The organism is Bacteroides xylanisolvens (assembly GCF_018289135.1).
In the GTDB taxonomy this organism is placed as follows: Bacteria; Bacteroidota; Bacteroidia; order Bacteroidales; family Bacteroidaceae; genus Bacteroides; species Bacteroides xylanisolvens.
Genome location: NZ_CP072216.1, coordinates 2289422 through 2312231 on the forward strand (window position 1 = coordinate 2289422; position 22810 = coordinate 2312231).

Annotated in this window: 17 protein-coding genes and 3 pseudogenes; 3 read left to right on the forward strand and 17 right to left on the reverse strand. The window is 41.1% G+C overall.

Going from position 1 to position 22810, the window contains the following annotated elements; all coding sequences use genetic code 11:
- Positions 1-28: 28 nt before the first annotated feature.
- The 8 genes and pseudogenes from INE92_RS09845 to INE92_RS09880 all read right to left on the reverse strand — a co-directional run.
- Positions 29-814: pseudogene (locus INE92_RS09845) on the reverse strand (EamA family transporter); the annotation flags it as partial.
- A 70-nt stretch (positions 815-884) separates the two neighbouring features.
- Positions 885-1262 (reverse strand): annotated as a pseudogene (locus tag INE92_RS09850) (cystathionine beta-lyase); the annotation flags it as partial.
- 170 nt (positions 1263-1432) lie between these two features.
- Positions 1433-2719 carry an IS1380-like element ISBf12 family transposase gene (locus tag INE92_RS09855; RefSeq protein WP_009040242.1) on the reverse strand — a complete coding sequence of 429 codons (1287 nt, stop codon included), beginning with the start codon at positions 2717-2719 and terminating at the stop codon, positions 1433-1435.
- 135 nt (positions 2720-2854) lie between these two features.
- A pseudogene (locus INE92_RS09860) lies at positions 2855-3640 on the reverse strand (MalY/PatB family protein); the annotation flags it as partial.
- 3 nt (positions 3641-3643) lie between these two features.
- The gene (locus tag INE92_RS09865) at positions 3644-4507 is read right to left on the reverse strand and encodes a DUF3737 family protein (RefSeq protein ID WP_015532899.1); all 864 of its coding nucleotides are present in this window, start codon (positions 4505-4507) and stop codon (positions 3644-3646) included.
- An 11-nt stretch (positions 4508-4518) separates the two neighbouring features.
- Entirely contained in the window at positions 4519-5070 is a 552-nt protein-coding gene (locus INE92_RS09870; protein WP_004297067.1) for a cyclophilin-like fold protein, read from the reverse strand.
- Positions 5071-5087: 17 nt separating this feature from the next.
- Positions 5088-6119, reverse strand: coding sequence for an alpha/beta hydrolase (locus INE92_RS09875; RefSeq protein WP_004326669.1), 1032 nt, complete (start codon positions 6117-6119; stop codon positions 5088-5090).
- 410 nt (positions 6120-6529) lie between these two features.
- Positions 6530-7297 (reverse strand): class I SAM-dependent methyltransferase, encoded by a 768-nt coding sequence (locus INE92_RS09880; protein WP_120068026.1) that lies wholly within the window; start codon positions 7295-7297, stop codon positions 6530-6532.
- Between the two features lie 178 nt (positions 7298-7475).
- On the opposite strand from INE92_RS09880, the gene INE92_RS09885 reads away from it, so the two are divergent.
- Positions 7476-9233, forward strand: a complete 1758-nt coding sequence (locus INE92_RS09885) for a 1-deoxy-D-xylulose-5-phosphate synthase (protein WP_195435955.1) — start codon at positions 7476-7478, stop codon at positions 9231-9233.
- Positions 9234-9402: 169 nt separating this feature from the next.
- Here INE92_RS09885 and INE92_RS09890 read toward each other — a convergent pair whose 3' ends face one another.
- A complete protein-coding gene (locus INE92_RS09890) occupies positions 9403-10293 on the reverse strand; it encodes a helix-turn-helix domain-containing protein (RefSeq protein WP_004304051.1) in 891 nt (296 codons plus the stop codon).
- A gap of 155 nt (positions 10294-10448) precedes the next feature.
- Here INE92_RS09890 and INE92_RS09895 point away from each other — a divergent pair, with 155 nt between their 5' ends.
- Positions 10449-11120, forward strand: coding sequence for a YczE/YyaS/YitT family protein (locus INE92_RS09895; RefSeq protein WP_195435956.1), 672 nt, complete (start codon positions 10449-10451; stop codon positions 11118-11120).
- A gap of 156 nt (positions 11121-11276) precedes the next feature.
- Here the strand turns inward: INE92_RS09895 and INE92_RS09900 are convergent, their stop codons facing one another.
- The 3 genes from INE92_RS09900 to INE92_RS09910 all read right to left on the reverse strand — a co-directional run bounded on the left by INE92_RS09900 (position 11277) and on the right by INE92_RS09910 (position 16198).
- A complete protein-coding gene (locus tag INE92_RS09900; RefSeq protein ID WP_195435958.1) occupies positions 11277-14567 on the reverse strand; it encodes a S41 family peptidase in 3291 nt (1096 codons plus the stop codon).
- A gap of 17 nt (positions 14568-14584) precedes the next feature.
- Positions 14585-15406 (reverse strand): MBL fold metallo-hydrolase, encoded by an 822-nt coding sequence (locus INE92_RS09905; protein ID WP_212702018.1) that lies wholly within the window; start codon positions 15404-15406, stop codon positions 14585-14587.
- Between the two features lie 252 nt (positions 15407-15658).
- Positions 15659-16198: a flavodoxin family protein gene (locus tag INE92_RS09910; protein WP_004317688.1), complete on the reverse strand. Its 540-nt coding sequence runs from the start codon at positions 16196-16198 to the stop codon at positions 15659-15661.
- A gap of 246 nt (positions 16199-16444) precedes the next feature.
- Between INE92_RS09910 and INE92_RS09915 the strand changes: the two genes are divergently transcribed.
- Positions 16445-17134: a Crp/Fnr family transcriptional regulator gene (locus INE92_RS09915; RefSeq protein ID WP_074708081.1), complete on the forward strand. Its 690-nt coding sequence runs from the start codon at positions 16445-16447 to the stop codon at positions 17132-17134.
- Positions 17135-17311: 177 nt separating this feature from the next.
- On the opposite strand, the gene INE92_RS09920 is transcribed toward INE92_RS09915, so the two are convergent.
- From INE92_RS09920 to nrfH, 5 genes are read right to left on the reverse strand one after another with little or no spacing between them, the layout of a single operon-like run.
- Entirely contained in the window at positions 17312-18592 is a 1281-nt protein-coding gene (locus INE92_RS09920; RefSeq protein ID WP_195435962.1) for an alginate export family protein, read from the reverse strand.
- Positions 18593-18621: 29 nt separating this feature from the next.
- Entirely contained in the window at positions 18622-19413 is a 792-nt protein-coding gene (locus INE92_RS09925; RefSeq protein WP_195435970.1) for a cytochrome c biogenesis protein, read from the reverse strand.
- Positions 19410-20654 (reverse strand): cytochrome c biogenesis protein ResB, encoded by a 1245-nt coding sequence (locus tag INE92_RS09930; RefSeq protein WP_195435972.1) that lies wholly within the window; start codon positions 20652-20654, stop codon positions 19410-19412. The genes INE92_RS09925 and INE92_RS09930 overlap by 4 nt, the downstream gene beginning before the upstream one ends.
- 23 nt (positions 20655-20677) lie before the next feature.
- Positions 20678-22159, reverse strand: coding sequence for an ammonia-forming cytochrome c nitrite reductase (gene nrfA / locus INE92_RS09935; RefSeq protein ID WP_008643492.1), 1482 nt, complete (start codon positions 22157-22159; stop codon positions 20678-20680).
- A 39-nt stretch (positions 22160-22198) separates the two neighbouring features.
- A complete protein-coding gene (gene nrfH, locus INE92_RS09940) occupies positions 22199-22798 on the reverse strand; it encodes a cytochrome c nitrite reductase small subunit (protein WP_008643494.1) in 600 nt (199 codons plus the stop codon).
- Between the last annotated feature and the right edge of the window lie 12 nt (positions 22799-22810).

Here is a 22810-nt window from a genome sequence, read left to right on the forward strand (position 1 = left end):
CGCAATCCCCCAAGGTTTCAGACTGAGCCGTCCCTACCTCCGCAGCCGGACGCACTTTCAACAGCCAAACGTATGCCGAATATGCCAGTAAAGAACCGAAAGAGACTAAATAAAGCAGGGAGAGCCAGCTTGTAACCGAGACTTCACGCAAATCGGCCTCCCGAACATCTCCATTGATAACAGCACAAAGCCAAAACATTCCACTGGCAAAAAGCATCTGCCAGGCAGAACCGGCAAAAGCATTCACTTTTTCTTCACGAGAAGAACGATATTTGGCATATAGCGTTCCCAAAGCCCAGGATATGCACCCGAAAATAAGGAGCAGAATACCACGCTCACTATACGAATGTAACCATCTGACATTGAGTTGCTCTGCATAAAGCATCACTACCCCTCCGAAACCAATCAAACCTCCCATTATAGTAAGTGGATTACGGAAATTAGTACGCCACATCGGGACATCCAACAGCAAAATCCAAAGGGCTGTGGAAGAAGCGATAATGGCTACAAGGCTACTGGTCAGATAACGTTGCGCCAACATAACGACAGCCATATCTACAAACAACAATACAATGCCACTAACGGCGGAACGTTTTACCAAGCTTTTCTTTATAATTTGTTCTCCCCGCAAATAACAGATTCCCAGAAGTATAATCCCGGCAGCCGTAAACCGGAGCGCTCCGAGAAGGAAAGGCGAAAAGTCTTTCAAGGCCACACCGATAAAAAAATAGGTGGAGCCCCAGACTACATAAATGAGAAAATAGGCAACAACAATACCTACCGTATTCCCTTTCGAACAATTCAGACTTTCCATATTACTTCTTTTCATTCGTATTTACGGGGAGTGAGAAGGGGGATTTCTCAATAAACTGACAATTATTTTATTATTTCAAAGCCCGCTTCAATCTGTTTAATCCATCTATCAACCGCTGTCGCGGACAGGCAATATTGATACGGATAAATCCTTCACCAGCCTCTCCATACAGGCTGCCTTCGTTCACCCAAAGTTTTTCTTTCTTCAACAAGTCTTTGACTATTTCCGCTGACGCCTGATGCAGAACCGAACAATCTACCCAAACTAAATACGTACCTTCCAACATCATTACAGGAAACTCCGGAAGATAGGTCTCGAAATAACCTTTTAAATAGATGTAATTCGCAAACAAATAGATTTTAAGTTCTTCCAGCCATTCTTCACCCTCATTATAAGCAGCTATCAACGCCTCCACTCCAAAAGGATTCACATCACAGACTTCATTTACCTCAAATCCGCAACTAAGCCCTTGAACGTCCTTATTGCGTTTACACGTCCTCTCATTACTGAATTTGCAGATAATTTGAACTTGAAGCACCCACTTCTGCCTACAATATCCCCTTACCCCACAATGTGACTTGAGGCAATACACAATATCATTCCCATAAGTTGTAGGCATTATCCAAAATCAGTCTGGAAAACATCTGCGTAAGCATTATTACAGGTATAGATGTTCAGCACATACCGCCTTGATGTCCTGATCCACTTGGCTGGTACAGAGATAAACCTGAAGACAAACGCTTTTATGCGACTTGTTGCATTGAGCCCGAACTTCTTTACGTCAAGTCTTTGAATAATGGCCTTGTAAAAGTTACGGATAAGTGCTGTAAGAAGAAGGAACACTGTGTTCTCTGCCATGAAGGATTTGGGCAATCTGTCCCACCCGAAACCATTGTTCATATCATCGAAGATACGTTCCTTTCCTCCACGAAGGTTATAGAACTCGACAATTTCTCTTACGGAAGAATCATAGTCGTTAGTCAGGATACAACGGTATGTGTATTCTCCTTCCCAAAAATCCTGCACACCATCCATCCGTTTCTGTCTTTGAATCACAAGTCGATATGCCTTACCTTTCCACTTCTCAACAAGGATAGAGTTCAATTCAAACTCAATGCCATTGATTTCCTCAGTTTTCCAGCCTTTGAGAGCAAAGGTGTCATTGTAGATCGAACTGCAGCGGTTAGCACGGATATAGAAGGACTTGCAGTGTTTTTCTATTTCCTCCACGATTTCCTCGGAACATGATCCACAATCAGCTCTGAAGCGATTGATAGTGAGCCCATTCTGTTCAAATCTCGCAAAGAACCTCTTCAGCGTGTCCTTCTGATGGAAACGAACATTTGTGTTACCATCGCTATTCTCTATACCGACTATCAAATCGCCAATAACCGCCACGCCAGGGCGATAACCAAGGAACTTCTTGTATGTAGGCTTTGCATCATACTTCTCTGTCTCTATGAACTGATGGTCGAAATCAACATCATACATCTCACCCTCTTTCAGTTGGCCAGATGCAAATATACAATTGAGCAATAAAGTATTGAGAGTGTCAGCCGTATTGAAATCGTAGGTCTTGCCCATATCTGATGTGTATGAAATGTTTTCTTGCGTCAACTCCTTTATCGCCCTGAGGATAGTATCAGAGCTACAAGTGCGAAGTGTCGGATGAAGCGAGAGGTGGTTCATCAAATGAGTAGTGACATCCTCAATACATGAACCGCTACAGAAGTAGATACTCATGAGAGAACGGATGATTTCGCTGTACTGATAACCGAACGATCTACACCTTAGACCGAGGGTTGAGTCGATTACAGATGATAATGTGGAGTCAAATTGCTCCATGATTGAAAATAATCCCCCAAAAGGAGTGAGTCTCTCAGATTTAATTTGTATCTTCGCCATGTCTATCGTCGGATTCTCTTGTTTTTTTTGCAACACTAAGATAAGTGAAAATTCTGACATGGCAAAATCCTGAGCAACTTTTTGTTGCTCAGGTACTTAAAAAGTTTAATTTATAATAGTGTTGCGGAATTAAGGATTTATATTAATCGCTTTATCTATCCGCCTCCGTACATCTGCATCTGCGGAAATGATATTGGCTATCTGAAGTCCTGCCAAATTAAAGGCTTTGCTAGGCGAAACAAAAGTGACCGAGTTCAGTAGGAATTCTTCTGATATAGAAGCAAAAGGAGTATATTCATGCCCCAGAAATACCAATTCACAATGAATTTCATCCGCAACCACAAACACATTATTTCGAAGACAAATCTCACCTATCCGCCTTAACTCTTGCTTGCTCCACACTCTTCCGGCAGGATTGTGCGGATTGCATAACAACAGAAGTTTTACCTTCGGGTCTGAAGCTTTCCGCTCCAAATCATCAAAGTCAATCTGATAGCCCCTGTTTCTATATACCAAAGGATTGGCAATCATCTCGCATCCGTTATTACGGATAGAGGAGAAAAAACAGTTATATACAGGTGTCTGCACCATTACTTTATCTCCGGGCAGCGTTAATGCTTTAATCACAGCAGATATTGCCGGCACAACACCGGTGGTGTAAATAATCCACTCTTTTTCCATCCGCCAGGCATGCCGTTGAGCAAACCAATTTAGAACTGCCTCGTAGTATGCATCAGGTACACGTACATAACCGAAAATCCCATGTTCCACCCGTTTCTTCAATGCCTCCACGACAGGGGGAGCCGTACGGAAATCCATATCAGCTACCCACATCGGCAATACATCCGCATCTTCAGCCGAATCCCATTTATAAGAATTCGTTCCTCTGCGTGGAATAATTTCATCGAAATTATATTTCATATTTCAATTAAAACAGGTTAGATCGTCCCAAAGTTTCAATTCACAATTTGCTGGTGATTTAATATTTTCGTCCAAAATGATTGCTCCGAAACTTTCGGCAACAATACTTCCCGTACGAGGATTTTTTACGCAATGAACGGGACTTTTAATCGTTGCCTTCACACTACTGTGTTCAAAAGCAAGGTCAGCATCTTCCGCCATCGTACAATTTTCCATCACCAGATCATGTGCGTAGCAAAGCGGTTGAGTCCCCGAAATCCTGCAATTTACCAGACGTAAGTTTTTAGAATGCCAGCCCAGATATTCTCCGTTCAGCTCGGAATCATAGACTGTTACATTTTCCGTATTCCAGAAAGCATCTTTGGAATTGATAACTGCATTATGGATTTCTACATTCTTGCAATATTGGAACGAATAGTTCCCGTTTTGGGCATAGTTTTGTATCTTAATATTCTCACTGTGTATAAAAAGGTAATCCGCTTTATCAATCTGTACGTTCTTCAGCTCTATATTACGACAATACCAAAACGTTTCCAAAGCATTAGGCAACTGCACGTTTTCGAGTTTTATTCCGTCCATTTCACGGAACATCTTCGGTGCTTCTACCAAGGTATCTGCCATTTGCAGACTTTGAGAGTACCATAGAGCAGCACGGGCTCCCTCTGTAAAGAGACAGTTTTTCACAATGAATCCGTTGGTATGCCAAAAAGGATATTTTCCTTCAAAGCGACAGTTGATTGCTATAATATTACTACATTCTTTCAACGCAGATTCACCGGCGTGAATTGTTACATCTTCCAGTTGAAGGTCGTGGGTCGCGAACAGAGGACGTTCGCCTCCATATTCTTTATTTCTTATTTGTTCCATTAGTTTATTCTTTAATCTGTTATTTCAAAAGTTACATTTACGCCTCCTGAACCAAGGGCGGAGGCCAGTCCTGAAGGATTTGTTATACGTCCTAAACGGGTATAAGTATATGAAGTGGAAAAGGTTTCATAAAATAGGACCACACAAGTGGAACCGTAAAGCATCAAGTCACCTGTCCGAATAGTCCCGGGATTGGACGACGCTGTCGGCAAACCCTTCGACAGATAATAATATTTTTCATTACCATGCAGTTCGGACATATCCACTGTCATAGGGAGTAGTCTCTTAAATGCTTTCGCTGTCTCATTATTGTCCAATGTGGCATTGAATGAAACAGGTCCGATTGTTATTTTAAGATTATTGCTCACTGGGGTATCATCGTTATTGTCGTCATTATCATCGGGATTATTGCCATTATTGTTACTGCCATTATCACCGGAACCAGAACCATTACCCGGAGTCACTTGTTGACCTGTTCCCTGTATAGGTTCATCTTCGCTACATGATGCGGAACCGACCGATAATGTCAGCATAGTAAGAATTGCTATTATATAGTATCTCATATTTATAGTATTAAAACTTATTTCTTTAGATATTCTTTAAAGAAAGATTCCAGTTTATTAAATGGAATAAGGCTTACACGATCGTAAAGATCTACGTGTCCGGCACCGGGTACTATATACAGTTCTTTAGGTTCGGCGGCCAATCGGTAGGCATCTTCACTAAATTCACGTGAGTGGGCATTTTCACCGGTGATGAAAAGCATAGGGCGGGGTGAAATAGTCTCAATATCTTCGAAAGGATAGAAATTCATAAATTTCACATTACTGGAAAGTGTAGGATGAGTGGTGGTCATAGGAGTTGCTCCGTCGGGGGTAAATTCTCCTCTTTGTGTACGGTAGAACTCATAGAACTCCCGCTCAATCGGACTGGACTTTTCTGTCAGTTGATGTACAGTGCCACCGGTATATTTAGTTTCTCCACCTAAAAATTCAGCATAACGCTGTTCTGCCGCTTCAGCCATTATTTGCTTTCTCTGTTCCAATGTCAATGAGTGTTTTAACCCGTTACGGCTAGCCGTACCCATATTGTACATACTGATTGTCGCAATGGCTTTAAGGCGAGGGTCTATTTTCGCTGCACTGATAGCAAAACTTCCACTACCGCAAATACCGATTACTCCAATTAGATTCCGGTCAACAAACGGACGGGTACCTAAAAAATCAACTGCGGCACTAAAGTCTTCCGCATAAACTTCCGGCAGAACAGCATTACGCGGCTCGCCTTCACTCCCACCCCAAAAAGACAGGTCTATGGAGAGTGTTACAAAACCCCGTTCGGCCATTTTCGTTGCGTAAAGATTCGCGCTCTGTTCCTTGACAGCTCCCATTGGATGTCCGACAATGATTGCAGGATATTTGTCCCCTTCTTTCATATTCTTAGGCAGAAACAAATTTCCGGCTACCTTCATTTTATACTGGTTGGAAAAAGAAACTTTCTCCACACTTACCAAATCACTTTTATAAAAATTATCTGCATCTGTCTGTGCAGAAGAAAAACTAGTTCCAAGCATCATCATAAATACAGTTGTTAATAATAAAATCCGTTTCATATCTCTTATTTTTAATTATTAAAGAATTGATTATCTATTTTCTACGTTGCAAAAATAGGGTGAAATAAAGAGACTGTATGTAGATGAATTACTGACATTATTACCCGAATTACAGATTCTATTTTTTATCAATCTGCTATAATATCTATTCTAACCTATTTAAGGAAATGAAGTAAGTATCAAAACCAAGGAAGCCAAAGTCAGACTTCCTACTTTAGCGAACGCCAAATTTATTACGAGAAGTAACTAAAGAATCATTAAACAAAATGAGAAAAGTCGAAACTGAAAAAGAATTCTGATGAGTACTTCCAGTTCAAAAGGATAAAGACAGCCCCAAAAGGCCTTTAGGCAACCACGCTACCATACTGATTGCCGACAAATTACATTTTCACTTATTTATTAATAAAATCTCAATACACTAAGTCACATTGACAAATAAATATCTGTTTTGCCGAATTATCGTCAAATGCCTCTTCTTCAAATCCGCCATACTTATGAATAATATGAAAACCATTCCATTCCAAATATGAATCTAACTCTTGAGGGAAGAACATTCTCATATCCAGATTTTGAATAGAGTTAAACTTGCCATTGATAAAATAATGCCATTCGATACGGTTAATCTGAGTTTTATTTTCATATCGCATTGTCTGCTTTATCAATACTTCTCTACCGTCATCGGTTGTATATGCAGCAATTTCTTTCTGCTCTTTTTCACCTTCAACTATATATTGGATATTCGGATTAAAACAATCAAACAGAAATAAGCCACCGTCTTTGAGGTGATTCTTAACGACATTAAATACCTTAAATAAATCTTCATTCTTATATAAATGATGAATTGAATTAAACGGAATAAAGATAAAGTCGTATTTTTCCGGCAAATTCAAAGTTCTGATATCTGCCTCGATAAAACTTATTTCTAATCCTGCTTCGGAAGCTTTAATTTTTGCCTGGGCAAGCATTGAAGGGGTATAATCAATCCCAGTAATATCATATCCTTCCTTTGCAATGGGCAGAGTGAGCCTGCCCGTACCACAACAAAGTTCAAGTATCCGGGCATCCTTGTTTTCCGGCAGCCATCGCTTATAAAAGTACCAATCATCTAGATTAGTATTCATCGCATCATAAATATTTGCATCATAAATTAAATCGCCCACTTTATAATCACTATTCATATATGTTGTCCTCCAATATATATTATCTACTATTTTTATGTTTATCGTCAGTCCTATTTTCCAAGGTCGGTAATATAGGTAAAATAATCCGTAATCTATATACAAACCGAATCTAAAATCAGCAGTATCTTTGCAGTGTGATAAAGATAATAGGTATAAACGTAAAAAACAAATTGATATGTATTTAGAAAATATTTACTCTCCTGCAGACGTAAAGAAGTTATCGTTTAAAGAACTCAATGATTTAAGTAATGAAATCCGTGCATCACTCCTGCAAAAGTTGAGTGAACACGGCGGGCATTTCGGCCCTAATTTCGGAATGGTGGAAGCGACTATCGCTTTACATTATGTATTCAACTCACCAGAAGACAAGATTGTTTTTGATGTATCGCATCAGAGTTATGTACATAAGATGCTGACCGGACGGAAAGATGCTTTTCTCTATCCGGCAGAGTATGACAACGTATCCGGTTATTCCGAACCACAAGAAAGTAAGCATGATTTTTTTGTTATCGGTCATACTTCCACTTCCGTCAGCCTGGCTAGCGGATTGGCAAAAGGACGCGACCTGATCGGTGGCAATGAGAATATCATAGCTGTGATAGGCGACGGTTCCTTAAGTGGCGGCGAAGCATTTGAAGGATTGGACTATATGGCGGAGCTTGGTACAAACATGATTATTATTGTCAATGACAATCAGATGTCTATTGCCGAAAATCACGGTGGACTATATAAGAACCTGAAAGAATTGCGTGACAGTAACGGTCAGTGCGAATGTAACTTCTTCAAGGCGATGGGACTGGACTATATATATGTAAATGACGGTAACGATGTACAGGCGTTGATTGAAGCATTCTCCAAAGTGAAAGATATTCAGCATCCGATAGTAGTACACATCAACACTTTGAAAGGTAAAGGTTATGAACGTGCCGAACAGGATAAAGAGACTTATCACTGGCGCACTCCATTCAATCCGGAAACCGGAGAAGCAAAAGTCAGTTATGAGGAAGAAGATTACAGCGAAGTAACCGCTCAATATCTGCTGAAAAAGATGAAAGAAGATTCTCGTGTGGTGACAATCACTTCGGGTACTCCTGCCGTTCTCGGATTCACTCCGGACCGCCGCAAGGAAGCTGGCAAACAGTTTGTAGATGTCGGTATTGCAGAAGAACACGCAGTAGCTCTTGCTTCGGGTATCGCAGCCAATGGCGGAAAACCTGTTTACGGAGTGTATAGTACATTTATCCAACGTTCATACGATCAACTTTCGCAAGACCTCTGTATCAATAATAACCCGGCTGTTTTGTTGGTATTCTGGGGAACACTGTCCGGAATGAATGATGTAACTCACCTCTGCTTCTTCGATATTCCGCTCATCAGCAATATTCCTAATATGGTTTATCTGGCACCGACTTGCAAAGAGGAATATCTTGCTATGCTAGAATGGAGTATCCGCCAAAATGAACACCCGGTTGCTATCCGTGTGCCGGCAACAGATGTAATTACTTGTGGGGAACCGGTGGAGACTGATTATAGTGTTCTCAATCGCTATAAAGTGACGCATCGTGGATCGAAAGTAGCCATTCTTGCTTTAGGTTCGTTCTATGGATTGGGACAGTCGGTTGCATCACTTCTGAAAGAAAAAGCCAATATTGATGCAACACTCATCAATCCACGTTACATCACCGGTGTAGACAACGAACTGATGGATGAACTGAAAGCAGATCACGAATTAGTGATTACGTTGGAAGACGGTGTATTGGATGGCGGTTTCGGTGAAAAGATTGCCCGTTATTATGGTGCTACAAACATGAAAGTTCTGAACTTTGGAGCTAAAAAAGAATTTGTTGACCGATATGATATACAGGAATTTCTCCGTGCCAATCATCTGACGGATGAACAGATTGTAGAAGATATCACAACACTGATCGGTTAAAATCAAACCCATTCACTATATATTCAGGTAGGTTGATGTATACAGTCTTTAAGGACAGTTGCATCAACCTACTTCCATTTTCATTCAAATCAGCCAACTTATTATTTAAATTCATTATATTCCCTATTCAGTTCAGTAATTCCCCATTCAGTTCAGCAATCCTTTCCGTTCAAATCAATAATCCTTTCCGATAATTCAACGGAGTCTGTCCCGCATTTCTTTTAAAGAACTTACAAAAACCGGCTGCATCACTAAACCCCAGTTTAGCAGCAATCTCGCCAACCGTAAATTTGGTAGAACTCAATAAAGTACGCGCTTCCATTACTAACAATTCATTAATAAGGCTATTGATAGTCTTACCTGTTCCAAGGCGTACAATGCGTGCCAGGTACTGTTCACTAATAGCCAGTTTATCCGCATAAAAGCTCACGAAATGTTCTTCCCTGAAATTACGGGTAACGAGTGCATGAAATTCTTGCAGAACGTGGTCTTTACGACTGATCTCTTTTTTGATAACGGTCTTTCGGGAAAGAAAATCTGCTATATCCAAAAACAGAGAATTGCACGCTGCCTGTATACGCCGGAAAAGGAAATGATGTTCAATATTCATCAGATGCATCAATACTTCCAGCTCCTTATGGATGATTTGAGCTTCATACTCTGTCAACTGAATCGTATATTGCTTATTCCGCCTCATAGTTGCCAGCAGGATTGCCGTGATTTGTGTCAGATATGAATCGTCTGTCCGCATAGATTCGGAAAGGGCGAGAGTGATAAATTTAATATCCCGACTTGAATAAAGATGTTCCGTGAGATAATTTGCTCCATGAATAAGTAACATATTCGGTTCTATCGCAATAAACTCTCCATTCAGTAGAATTTCCGAACGACCTTCAAGAACGAATATCATATAAAGCTCCCGATTGAAATAACATTCATTTGCCGGATAACTTCTATCTTTATATTCACTCCGGAAACAGACTACCTCCTCTTTATAATGAGGAAGTTCAGGATGCTCCTTCAACAACTGTGTATTATCAAATATACGAGATTTTACCATTTACACCTTTATTTTATGACGTAAAAATACGATTTGTTTCGGATATGACAAAAACTGTATGGAATTAGATAATCTATTTCAGAGTAAAAAACAGGACCTTTGCATATCCTTTTCAATACATGAGAAGGGAATCAATAGAAAGAGGTTAAAAAGACATGGAAATGAAAGAGATTTTTAAGAGGTATTTAGTGTTTGTTATCGGACTCTATTTTTTAGCGGCAGGTATCGTGTTGATTATACGCTCGGCATTGGGAACTACTCCCATATCGAGCATCAATTATGTATTAAGCCTGAATAGTCCTTTATCGTTGGGTACTTGCACATTTATCATCAACATGGTGCTTATCCTGGGACAGTTCTGGTTAATCCGAAAGAATAGAACCCGACAGGATCTTATTGAAATTCTTCTTCAACTACCGTTCTCTTTTATCTTTTCGGCATTCATTGATTTCAATATGATGCTGACAAGCGAACTGCATCCCGCTAATTATGGTATGTCGATTGCTTTATTACTTACAGGATGCATGGTACAGTCTATCGGAGTAGTGCTTGAACTGAAACCAAGAGTAGCCATGATGAGCGCAGAAGCATTTGTGAAATATGCATCCCGCCATTATAACAAGGAATTTGGAAAGTTCAAAGTTTATTTTGATATTACTTTGGTTACATTAGCCGTGATTCTCTCGCTCCTGCTAACTCAAGGTATTCAGGGAGTACGCGAAGGATCACTCATTGCCGCTTGTATAACGGGGTATATCGTCAGCTTCCTGAATCAGAAGATAATGACTAGAAAAAACCTCCATAGATTACTGCCGGTCTGGAAGTAAGCCCTATATCTATTTAAAATAAACGCCTTATAAAAGAAGTCATATAAAAAGGTCAATATAAGAAAATCACTATAAAAGAAAGTCGCTTCTTTGAAAGAATCAATCAGATTCTAACAAAGAAGCGACTCTTTATTTTAGATATAATTATACTCGTATTTACTTCTTCTGACTATCTATCTCTTTCAGAAGTTCATCCACAGCCATCTTTAGTTGGGTATCCTCTCCTTTGACTACTGTTTCCGGATTATTGGCAACCTTTACATCCGGTTCCAATTGGGTATTTTCCAAATAACTGCCGTCAGGCAAACGATAACCGACGATAGGAATACCAAAAACCAGTGAAGGATCTTGTAAAGTTTCCCAAGACACACTTGTCATAGTACCTGGAACAGGCATACCGACAAGTTTGCCAATCTTTTGATGTTTATATACCCACGGAGTTCCGTGTGCATTCGAGTAGTTAGCTTCACATTGCAGCATAATGGAAGGTTTGTTCCAACGACGACTCGGCATATCACAGGCTTCACGTCCGCGTACCACTTGTGTAAAATACTTCTGACCACTGAACAGTATTTCAATATCTTCATGCAGACGGCCACCACCGTTGAAACGGGTATCAATCACAATGCCTTCGCAGTTGTTATATTTTCCAAGAATGTCCGAGTATACAGTACGGAAGCTGTCATCTCCCATCGACTGAATATGAACATATCCCAAACGTCCTTTCGACCATTTTTCAACATCTGCCGCACGTTGTTTTACCCAACGTTTGTATAACAATCCATTCAGTTGCCCGTTGGTGACCGGCATCACCACTTCTTCCCAACGCTCTTTACTTTGTGGATTGTAGATTGAAATCAATGTTTTCTTCCCTGCTTTATTATTCAGCAAACAAGTTATGTCATTATCGAGAGTTATCTCTTCTCCATTAATCTTTTCAATGATGCAACCAGCCTTTACTTTGGTACGTGAATGATCGAACGGACCTTTTTCTATTACTTCGGCAATCTGCACTCCTTTTCCCTGATAATTCCAGTCGAACAAGAGTCCGAGATTAGAAGTGACATCTCCTTTTCCTTTGGGAGAATAACGTCCTCCGGTATGTGAAACATTCAGCTCACCCAACCACTCACTCAATAATTCTGCAAAGTCATAATTGTTATCAATATGAGGCAGGAACTTATGATAAGCATTAGTCATAGCATCCCAGTCAACCCCGTGCATATTGACATTGTAGAAGCGTTTTTGATGCTGTTTGTACACATGGTCAAACATCGTTTCACGTTCGGCAGCCAAGTCCATTTTCATTTCAGCCTGATAGCTGATGGACTTCAACGCATCCGACTTGGCATCCATCTTTTGCATAATCCGGCTTCCCAACAAAAAGATATCTCCTTTTTTGTCCAGCATCAACGATGCCCAACCGGTATTGAGTTTGTGCAGACGCTTCGTATCTTTTTCACGGAGATTCATTTTCCAAAGGTCATATCCACCTTCGAACGCAGAGAAATAGTAAAGATCTTCCCCGTCTTTTGAAAGTATGGCACTACCCAAGTCGGATGAATTGGGAGTCAGACGCACGATACGGTCTTCAATGCCGTTCAGCTCGACAAGTATCTCTTTTTGGTCTGCCTTATCCTTGTCGATCTTGTCTTTGTCAGCATTTCCTTTATCTGCTTTTTCCGCCTTAGACTTCTTTGCGTCTTTCGTCTTCTCATCGTCTTTCTCCTTTGCCTTCTTCTGTTCCTTTTCAAATTCTTTGAGTAATTCGAAATCTTCCTTACTCAAACGGTAACGATCATAAGCATCCTGATTGAGAAACACCAACATCACATCTTGCTGCGATCCCCAGGAAGCATGCGCACGCATACCATAGCGTTCGGTTTGGAAAAGAATAGCATTCCCATCGAGTACCCAACGCGGAGCACCACTGATATATCCACTATTTGTCAGATTAGTAGTTGCCCCTCCCTGTGCGCTGACAATGCCTACATCCGAATAAGGATCGTGGCGGTTGCCTATAAATTCGAGAGTGAACCATTTACCATCAGGCGACCATTCGTAATCGAATCCACCTCCGGTGTTATACCATGTAGAACCATCCGTTACCTGACGTACCTTTTTTGTTTTCAAATTGAGTACCATCAAACGATTACGGTCTTCGATAAAAGCCAATTCTTTACCGTCCGGTGAATATTGCGGATAAGCACGTTCTACCGTTTTGGACGGTAATAATACTTCCTCTTCAATAAGAGTAGCATTAGGGAAATTCGGGTCTTCCTTACGACTTATTTTAGCGGTATAAAGTTGCCAGTTACCGGTTCGCTCACTGGCATAAACCAGTGTCCGATTGTCCGGAGCAAAAGAAACGGCAGCTTCTTTTGCCGGAGTATTTGTGATTTGCTTGGTGGTAGCATAATCAGTTGAAGTCACAAACACATCACCACGTACAATAAAAGCAATTTGCTTACCGTCCGGAGATACAGAAGCGGAAGTTGCTCCCTGTGAGAATTTAAGTGTAGCAAGCTGCTGCCCATCATCACGGACCAGTTCTACTTTTACTTTTTCCGGACGTGCACCAGACTTCTGTGTGTATAACTCACCATCATAGGTATAACATAAGGTACCTTTATCGCTGACAGACAAAAAACGTACCGGGTGAGTTTTGAAAGTAGTCATAGCTTTCACTTCCTGTGGAGTATTCAAAGAGAAAGTATACACATTGAAGGAACCTCCATCACGCTCACTTAAAAAATAGATAGCATTACCATCAGGTGCATACACAGGATTACGGTCCTCTCCTCCCCGGTTTGTCAGGTTCGTATGTTTTCCCGTTTGGGTATTATATAACCAAATATCTCTCGTAATGGAAGAAGTATGATGCTTTCTCCATTCATCCTCAAAACCTTTACGATCCTGATAAAGAAAATTCTTCCCTGTTTTATCAAAACAGACCAGTTCGGCAGGAGTGCCCAGCACTTGCTCGGTACGTCCGCCGGCAACAGGAACTTTATATAATTCCGTCATTGCTCCTGTAGGAAACAGGGCACTGCTTGCCGGATCCTGTATAGAGGCAGAGAAAAAGACATACTTTCCATCCGGAGTAAAAGTTGACGGTATTTCTGATGCAGAATGGTAGGTCAACCGCCGGGCGGCACCTCCGTCAGCAGGCATAATGAATAAGTCAAAATTTCCATTCCGGTCACTGGCAAACGCAATTTGCTTGCCATCGGGCGACCAAACCGGATTGGCTTCATAAGAGGTTTGTGTGGTGAGTTGAACAGCTGTTCCTCCTTGTGCAGGGACTTTATAAATGTCACCCTTGTAACAAAAAACAATTTCTGATCCATCCGGTGAAATACGTGCATCACGCATCCACAAAGGAGTAATTGCATAGCTGGATAATGCTGATAGTACCAGCGCTAAAGAAGTTATTAGTTTCTTCATATCAAATTATTATAAATTTATTCCGATAAATCGGTTTGAATTAGTTTTCCCGTGTAATTATAAAATGTGCTGTCACCAAAGTCTTTGTAAAAGAAGGCATATTTATCCACTCCCGTACAATGACAAACGCCAATCTGTCGGGGAAGATATTCCTGTAAATAATCTGCAATGACCTGATATTTTTGTTTTTCCGCATTATGGATATGAAAACCTCCCAGAAGTAACTTACAAGGAGATTCGGGAAAGGCAGCCTGAACCGTACGCAAAATATTGGTTATTCCCCGATGAGAACAGGCACTTAATACAGAAAATCCTTCCGGTTCCACCAATACCACCGCCAATTCATCCTGAAAAGTATCCGGTATTTTGCATCCATCTTCTTGCTGAACCCAAAAACGTTCAAAATGGGTATCTTCCTGATTTATAATATCAATAGAGGGAAAAAGGAAAACTCCGGGAAGCAGCTCGGTCTGCTCTGTAATAAAGCGGAAACGGGAACGATCGAGGTTTTGTGTATGCATCATCCCGTTCTCACGTTCATCCTTGAATTTAGGAGAAAAAACCTCACGCTTACAGACAACGGTTGCCCGCGTATTCAATTCCAAAAAATAACGTAGTCCGCCCGTATGATCGCTATGACCATGAGATAATATCAAATAATCGACTTTTTGCAAGTCAATATGCAACAAGCGGGCATTACGGATAAACAAGTCAGATGCTCCCGTATCGAAAAGTAATCTATGTTCTTGAGTCTCGATATATAGAGAAAGACCATGTTCTGCCTGCAATTTACGTCCATAGACACAATTCTCCACAAGAGTCGTTATTTTATAGCCCATGATACTTAGTTAGTTATCAAACGAATTATACAAAATAAAAAGTTCTGCCACAAAATTATAATAATTCTGTGGCAGAACAAGCAATCCAGTCAATTAAGTAATCGTAAAAAGGGGAAAATCTGGAAAACATAACCGTCTTTTCCAGATTTCCCGTCAGGTTTTAAAAGTTAAGTTCGAAACTATATTTTAAATATTCGAACAATCCATTTTATCATATTCTTTATGAATATCTTTAATATGGAAAACAAACAGTTACACCATCTTTCCCATATTATATGCTTCCTGCATGTAGGGAGTATCTTTAATCTCTCCTACTTTCCATGCACCGATTCCATAGACCGTCCCTTTTTCCTGTGGTCCTTCCAAGCAATCGAGGAAGCCACGGAAGCCGTCGATAGTACGCTCCATCATTGCTTTATCGTTTTCTGCTGCCGCAATAATGAAATAAAATTCCTTATTAGTTATTTCCGTATAACGTGCGCAACAACGGTCAATCATAATCTTCATCTGCCCGGACATAGTATAGAAATAAACCGGGGTTGCCATTACAATCACATCGGCAGCAATCATCTTCTCCACGATTTCCGCTGCATCATCTTTCTGTGGACAGGGTTTACCGTACATACTGCAAACACTGCATCCCGTACAAGGATGAACCGTTTTGTCTTTCAGAAAAATCTTCTCTACTTCATTGCCCGCCTCGATAGCACCTTTCATAAATTCATCACAAAGCAAATCCGAATTACCACCTTTACGTGGACTAGACGAAATTATCAAAACTTTTTTAGCCATAACTTTCTTTTATTACTTTTTATTTTCAGAATTCTTTTTATCAATGATTCATGTTGCAAAAATAGACAAATAAAGGTATCCTGCATGTAGATAAATTACAGAGAAAGATACCATAATTACAGATTCTATATTTTACATTCGTTTTAACAACTTTCTTGTATATAGTTATTCTACAAATAGTTCTGAAAGTTTCTTTCACTAATATATAATTTATATCTTTGCCCGTGATACAGACAACATGATACAATGAAAAAAATACAACTGACCGACTCACATAAAGAAAAGCTGTTTCAAATCCCCTTATTCAGGGATTTACCTTTAAACATCAAAGAGTCCTTATTGGAAAAGCTGGATTTTGTAATCTATGCGGCTAATAAAAAAGAGATAGTCGTTACACAAGGAACACCCTGCAACAAGTTATTTGTACTTTTGGAAGGAAAACTACGTACAGATATTATTGACGGATTAGGTAATGAGGTGATGATTGAATACATTATCGCTCCACGTACCTTCGCCACTCCTCATCTTTTTAATTCGAACAATACTTTGCCGGCTACTTTCACTGCTCTTGAGGACAGTGTGATACTTATGGCAACCAAAGATTCAACCTTCAAAGTAATTAGTCAGGACCCACAAGTTCTTCATAATTTTCTTTGTATCGCAGGTAATTGTAACATCTGTACCGTATCCCGTCTGAAACCTCTTTCACGTAAAACCGTACGGGAAAGGTTCATTGTCTATCTATACGAACATAAGAAAAAAGATGCGTTAGTAGTAGATATCATGCACACCCAATCCCAGCTCGCCGAATATTTAAATGTGTCACGCCCTGCTCTATCTAAAGAAATCAATAAGATGATGAAAGAAGGACTCGTCATCATGGAAGGAAAACGAATCGAGATTTTAGATAAAACAACTTTGGAAAAGTATCTGTAACGACGTATTTAGAAAAATATCCGTAACAACAGACGTAACAATAAGAGTGTACTATCAAGAAGTGGTTAAAACAAAAAATCATCCTCACTTCAGATATACTGTAGTAAGGATGATTTTATAAATTCAAAAACTTTCAAAAACTCTCTCTTTATTTAAATTCTATCTATTCCCTTGGATTTACCACTTCACAAACAATATCTTCGGATTAATATTCAACGATAGCCAACCCCAATCCTGCCAGCTTTTATGATTGCCGGTTTTCACAGCGTCCATCGTCTTCGTGCCACGCATAAAAGAATATCCGGCAGAGAGTTTCACATCTTTCATGATCGACCAGTTTATCTGATAATCGACTTCCGAACCTAAATATTTCTTCAAGTCCTGAACCTTTACGGCTGTGCTAAAGTAGTGATAATTAAGTTCCATATCCACTTTGTCAGAAGCACGGAAACGGCCTCCGATACGGGCATCCATCAATCCAGGGGCATAACCGTTCGCAAAGGTAGAAGCATAAAAATAATCCATTGCTCCATAAAATTTATGATGAGTTCCATAAAGAGGATCGAAAGCTTTGTACTTACCGCCATTTCCCTTATCACCACTTAGATAATCAAAGCTAGCCACAGCTCCCCATGTATGGTCAAACGTATAAGCAGCCTGTATGCTTCCCATCAAAGCTGAAACTTTATCAGCTGCTTTATTCTTACCCATCTGATAGTAGAAAGCACCATCCAGATTCCAGTTACTGTTCTTATAAGTGAGGTAGGTTCCCATTGTTTGTAAGTAACGGGTGTGAGAATCATCCGTAGCTTTATCGCCCGTTTCCAATCCCAAGTTCATAAACAATAAAGAAGCCCCGAACGGAACATTGTCCGCCTTATAGTGATACCAAACGGTTTGCATATTCTTATAAGGCTGTCCCGTAGAAGAATCATAGTAAGTGCCTCCGCTTGTTCTACTGTCATTATTTTGATTAAAAGCAAGAATCAAATGCACTTCATTATTTTTGTTGGCATATCCTAGCTTCAACGCATCGTGGTAACGACCCGCTACATTCCAGTCCAATCCTCCCAAAATACGTTCATCATCATAAATCAACGACTGACGTCCCAGTTGGGCAAAGAATCCTTCGCCAAAGTTCATCTTTGCCCAAGCCTCATTCAGCATAAAACGCCCGTTCTTTTCAATCTGCGGATCCTGTCCCCAAACACCTACATGCTGTGCCGACATCTTCAGTTCCAGATCCGAACGTTTATAATCCATCGATAACCGCGCACGGTTATTGATGAAGGACGTAGGAGCCACCCCTTCATCCCGTGGAGTCAAGGCACCGTTCCGATACTCTGCACGAGGTCTGATTTGCATAGACATCGTAAATTCATTCTCTTTCTCCGTGTTTTGTGTGTATGCCATGCTTGGCAATAGCATAAGCAAGAATGACCAATAAAATGTTTTCATTGATAGTGCAGTTTAAATGATTTGATATTTCAATTTAAATTATACGTATGTACACTGACTCCTTGTGCGGACGGAAGATAATTGATTCCATACCAACACATTTGTAATAAGACAAAAGATACTAACAAAATAAGCAATGCCGGACGTGCCTTTAATGGCTTTCCCAATCTGAAATGAATATATGCCAGATAAGCAAACCAAGTCGCTGCCGCCCATGTTTCTTTCGGGTCCCAAGCCCAGTAGTGTCCCCAAGCTTCTTTCGCCCAGATAGCTCCTGTAAGCATACCTAATGTCATAAATGCCAGACCTACATAAGTGAGGTTATCGCACAAATCCATTTCTTTCCGTTCAATCTTTTTCTTCTTGAACCAAAGCAGATAAACAGCCATCACCGTCGCCGCTCCCAACATAGCGTAAGCAAACATATACACAATGACATGAGGAGCAAACCACGGACTTTGCAAAGCAGGCATCAACGTTTTATTGTGAATCTCCGGTTTGAAGATATTGATACAGATAAAGACGAACGAAAGGATGCAACTGAAACTAAGAATCCATTTATACTTCCAACGTACGTAGGTTATCAATCCCGCCAACGGAAGGAAGAAAGAATACCACAGCCGGGTCTCTCCCATAGTTCGCATCGGAGGACGTTCCAATGAAATCCACATTCCGATAATGAAGCTGAAAAAAATAGCCAACCCTAAGAAAGTAAATCCATAAGCCCATCCCGGTTTTGTCCCTTTCCAGGCAGCAAAAGCTCCTAAAGCCCAACAAACCAGTGCAGCTATTGCAAATAATATAAAGTACTCCCAATTCATGCTTTGTCCTCCTCTTTTCTCTTTTGTGCACTGACGAACAAGCAGACAGCTCCTGCCATCATCATTATAATTCCTGCGTAAACGAACGGTAGCCACGGATCGCGAACCAGTTCGAAGACACTGACATCGCTCCATCGTCCTTTTGTCTCGTCATAGCTAAGTTGATAGATTTTCCATCCTTCTATCTCCATCGGACGGTTCACTTCAATGGTACCTTCCGTTATCGTTCCTTCTTGTGTATAGATTTTCACTTCCGACGCAAACCGCTGCGGTTCCCGTTCCGGCATCACAAGACTGGTTAAAGAATCCAGTCGGATTGCCTTATAAGGAAAGAGAAAACTGCCACAGCTTACCCAACCTTCTTTTGTTGTTTGATTCTTCTGATTGACAGCTTTCAGGTAAACAGCATAAGTTGCTCCCATCGAATAGAATTTTGTAAACTTCACAGTATCTTCAGTAGCCACAGAAGCTGCCATCGGGATAGATTGTTCGATTGTCAATTGCCAGTCCTGTAATGTTCCCTTTGTCACTCCCTCTTCCAGCAATACATGTACAGGAGATTTTTCGGGAAGCGTACGCCCGGTTTCGTTGTCAATCAGCATCAGTTTTGGAGGATATTCGTCGATAGTAAAATCCTTGAGTTCGATAGCCAATGGAAGTTCAATCAGTTGACCTTTATCGTCAGTAGCCCGCCATTCGGCATTGCCCATGCGGGTTGTCATTTTCAACCGTTGCATATCGGCGTTTCCTAAAGTGGCCGCTATCAACGCGACGAATAATCCGATATGATTGAGAAGGAACGAAAGTCGTCTCCACTTAAAAGGAAAGCTGGCACGAAGTATCGTCAGTCCCAATGCAGTGACCATCCAAAAGTAAAGCAGAACGAAAGGCCAGGATGCAATCATCTGTGAGAATCCCAGCAAATCCGTTGAAGCATTTGGAGCATGACCGGAAGGAGCTTGCCGGATAAGTCCCATAACTACCGTCATGCCGACCACCCACAACAAAGCGGAGACGGCAGCGGAATAATGGCTTAACCAACTGAATAAATACACACGTTTACGAAGAAGGTGCATGGCTATCAAGGCAACGATATAAACCAGCAGCACAATCACGTTGACCGGACAGGCAAACAAATCCCAGTTAATAGCACCCACTGTCATTTGCAGCAATATGCCTATTATCAGTAATCCTGCGCCAATCGCCAACCCTTCTTTATAACTCCACGGTTTGCTCCACATATATATCTATGCTTATATTTGTTTTATATCTGCGCCAAACGTCCATTTTCTTTCGCTTTCTCCAACCAGGCGGGAACCGTTGTTTTCAAGAATTTCTCTTTCGCAGCTCTTTCAGCGTCCATATCCAAGCCGATATATTCCTGTGCCTTTGCCTTCGTCGAGATGTCCGGCATCGGAACATCACCAGTGTATCCGTTCTTCGCCAATACTTTGGATACGGCAAGACGGGCTTGCATAGCACGGTCGAGTCCGTGAGAAAGGATTCTCTGAATTTCCTGCGGTGCATGGAAAGAGCCGCCGTGTGAAGCCACTCCGAAATCCCAACGCCATTGTGCCTGACGAATCAATGCGAGAACATCTTTCATTTGAGCTTCTGTCGCTCCATTATCCCAGGCAAATTTAGCTTCGATATGCGCTTTCGCCAATTCCTGTTCCAAGCGGTTACGAATTTCGTTCGCTTTGCGTTGGCGTTCGTAAACGTTATTGCGCAAAGTCTCTTCGCTCTCACGATGGCAAACCTGGCAGGTACGATCAATCATAGCCAACGGACTCTGAATATGGTGATCGCTGAATTTCACACCGCCTTCACTCTTATACGGCATGTGACAATCGGCACAAGAGACACCTCTTTGCCCATGAATACCCATTTGAGCAATCTCATAATCAGGATGCTGTGCTTTCAGAATCGGAGTACGACTCAATTTATGGATATAATCATAGAACCCGGCCTCATCATAATAAGCCTCCATATCTTCTACCGTGAAACCTTTATCCCAAGGGAAAGTCAGGTATTTGCCATCACCTTTGAAGAAATATTCAACGTGACATTGCGCACAGACCAATGAACGCATTTCTTGCGGAGTAGCTTTGGTGATGTCTTTACCCTGGCGTTGGAAAGCTTCAATCAAAGCCGGACGGCTGATATGAAGATTCATTGTTTCCGGGTCGTGGCAATCAGAGCAGCCAATCGGATTTACGATTTCGGCCCCCAGAGCTCCCCATTTATTATTGTAGAAAGAATCGACACCCAATGCTTCCATCATCCGGGGAACATCCGGACTTTTACAAGTCCAGCAAGTAGACGGTTGAGGACCATCCGTCGGGTTCACAGGTGCACCGGTACGTAATGATGCCGTGATATCCTCAATAGCATGCATGTGCCCCCGTGGAGTAGAATAATCTTTAGAGAAAGCGTAACCTGCCCATAGAATCACCATTTCAGGACGTTTTTCCAAAGCATCTACAGCAATATTCCCATTAAATTCGCTTTCAAAGTCAGTCTTTGCAGTTTCCGTCCAAGTTTGATATTCACGGGGGAAATCATCCTTGAATAGTTCATTTCGTGCTTCAATCCCCTTGATGACGTTTTTACGGTTGTTGAAAATGCTGGCAACTTCCGCCCTCCGTTCCATCAACGCAGAAACGCATAATCCCAAAACAAATACAACGACCATTGAACCTCCGAACAACAGCCATCCTTGCCATGATTTTAATTTCTTTTCCATTGTATATCGGTTTTATTATTTTATTACGTATTTCATTTCCTATTTATCTTTCTGATTCACCATCTTCCGGAGCCATTCGGGAACGGGCGATTCCGGAAGAGGAACAATAGCCTCCGGAGTGCCGGACAAAGAGTTTTTTCCACCATGAGGAACATCACGATGGCAATCCCAGCAAGCCTTGCCCTCTCCTACTTGTGACATCATATAATCAATCTTCCCCGTCTTCACAAATTCCGTATTGAGTTGTGTATGACAGCGAATACAATTATTCATTATCACTTCGGAACTGGCTTCATGAGCCTGAATCACCTGCGGCTCGCTTTTGGTAAGAAATGCAGCCACGTGTTTCATACCGTCCACCCCTTTAAAGGTCCATTTTTTCACAGCATTTTCATGCGGCACATGACAATCATTGCAGGTGGCATTCCGGGCATGTGAGCTATGAAACCAAGTTGCATAGTAAGGAGTCATAATGTGACAATTCACACATGCAGCCGGGTCATCTCCAAGATAGGTATGCGCCCGGAGCATGTACATAAACAATGCCCCTCCACCCACAATAACACCGCCAATGATGACAGCCGCTACTTTCCATTTAAAAGAAGGAAAGAATCGATTTATTATTGGAAACTTCATCATACGAAATAGAAT

Excerpts from the sequence above, each read along its gene's own strand:
- INE92_RS09885 (WP_195435955.1), top strand. The coding sequence starts at position 7,476 with ATGTATTTAGAAAATATTTACTCTCCTGCAGACGTAAAGAAGTTATCG.
- INE92_RS09895 (WP_195435956.1), top strand. The coding sequence starts at position 10,449 with ATGGAAATGAAAGAGATTTTTAAGAGGTATTTAGTGTTTGTTATCGGA.
- INE92_RS09925 (WP_195435970.1), bottom strand. The coding sequence starts at position 19,413 with ATGAATTGGGAGTACTTTATATTATTTGCAATAGCTGCACTGGTTTGT.
- INE92_RS09865 (WP_015532899.1), bottom strand. The coding sequence starts at position 4,507 with ATGGAACAAATAAGAAATAAAGAATATGGAGGCGAACGTCCTCTGTTC.
- INE92_RS09870 (WP_004297067.1), bottom strand. The coding sequence starts at position 5,070 with ATGAGATACTATATAATAGCAATTCTTACTATGCTGACATTATCGGTC.
- INE92_RS09900 (WP_195435958.1), bottom strand. The coding sequence starts at position 14,567 with ATGAAGAAACTAATAACTTCTTTAGCGCTGGTACTATCAGCATTATCC.
- INE92_RS09905 (WP_212702018.1), bottom strand. The coding sequence starts at position 15,406 with ATGGGCTATAAAATAACGACTCTTGTGGAGAATTGTGTCTATGGACGT.
- nrfA (WP_008643492.1), bottom strand. The coding sequence starts at position 22,159 with ATGGAAAAGAAATTAAAATCATGGCAAGGATGGCTGTTGTTCGGAGGT.
- INE92_RS09910 (WP_004317688.1), bottom strand. The coding sequence starts at position 16,198 with ATGGCTAAAAAAGTTTTGATAATTTCGTCTAGTCCACGTAAAGGTGGT.
- INE92_RS09920 (WP_195435962.1), bottom strand. The coding sequence starts at position 18,592 with ATGAAAACATTTTATTGGTCATTCTTGCTTATGCTATTGCCAAGCATG.
- INE92_RS09855 (WP_009040242.1), bottom strand. The coding sequence starts at position 2,719 with ATGGCGAAGATACAAATTAAATCTGAGAGACTCACTCCTTTTGGGGGA.
- nrfH (WP_008643494.1), bottom strand. The coding sequence starts at position 22,798 with ATGATGAAGTTTCCAATAATAAATCGATTCTTTCCTTCTTTTAAATGG.
- INE92_RS09880 (WP_120068026.1), bottom strand. The coding sequence starts at position 7,297 with ATGAATAGTGATTATAAAGTGGGCGATTTAATTTATGATGCAAATATT.
- INE92_RS09875 (WP_004326669.1), bottom strand. The coding sequence starts at position 6,119 with ATGAAACGGATTTTATTATTAACAACTGTATTTATGATGATGCTTGGA.
- INE92_RS09890 (WP_004304051.1), bottom strand. The coding sequence starts at position 10,293 with ATGGTAAAATCTCGTATATTTGATAATACACAGTTGTTGAAGGAGCAT.
- INE92_RS09930 (WP_195435972.1), bottom strand. The coding sequence starts at position 20,654 with ATGTGGAGCAAACCGTGGAGTTATAAAGAAGGGTTGGCGATTGGCGCA.
- INE92_RS09915 (WP_074708081.1), top strand. The coding sequence starts at position 16,445 with ATGAAAAAAATACAACTGACCGACTCACATAAAGAAAAGCTGTTTCAA.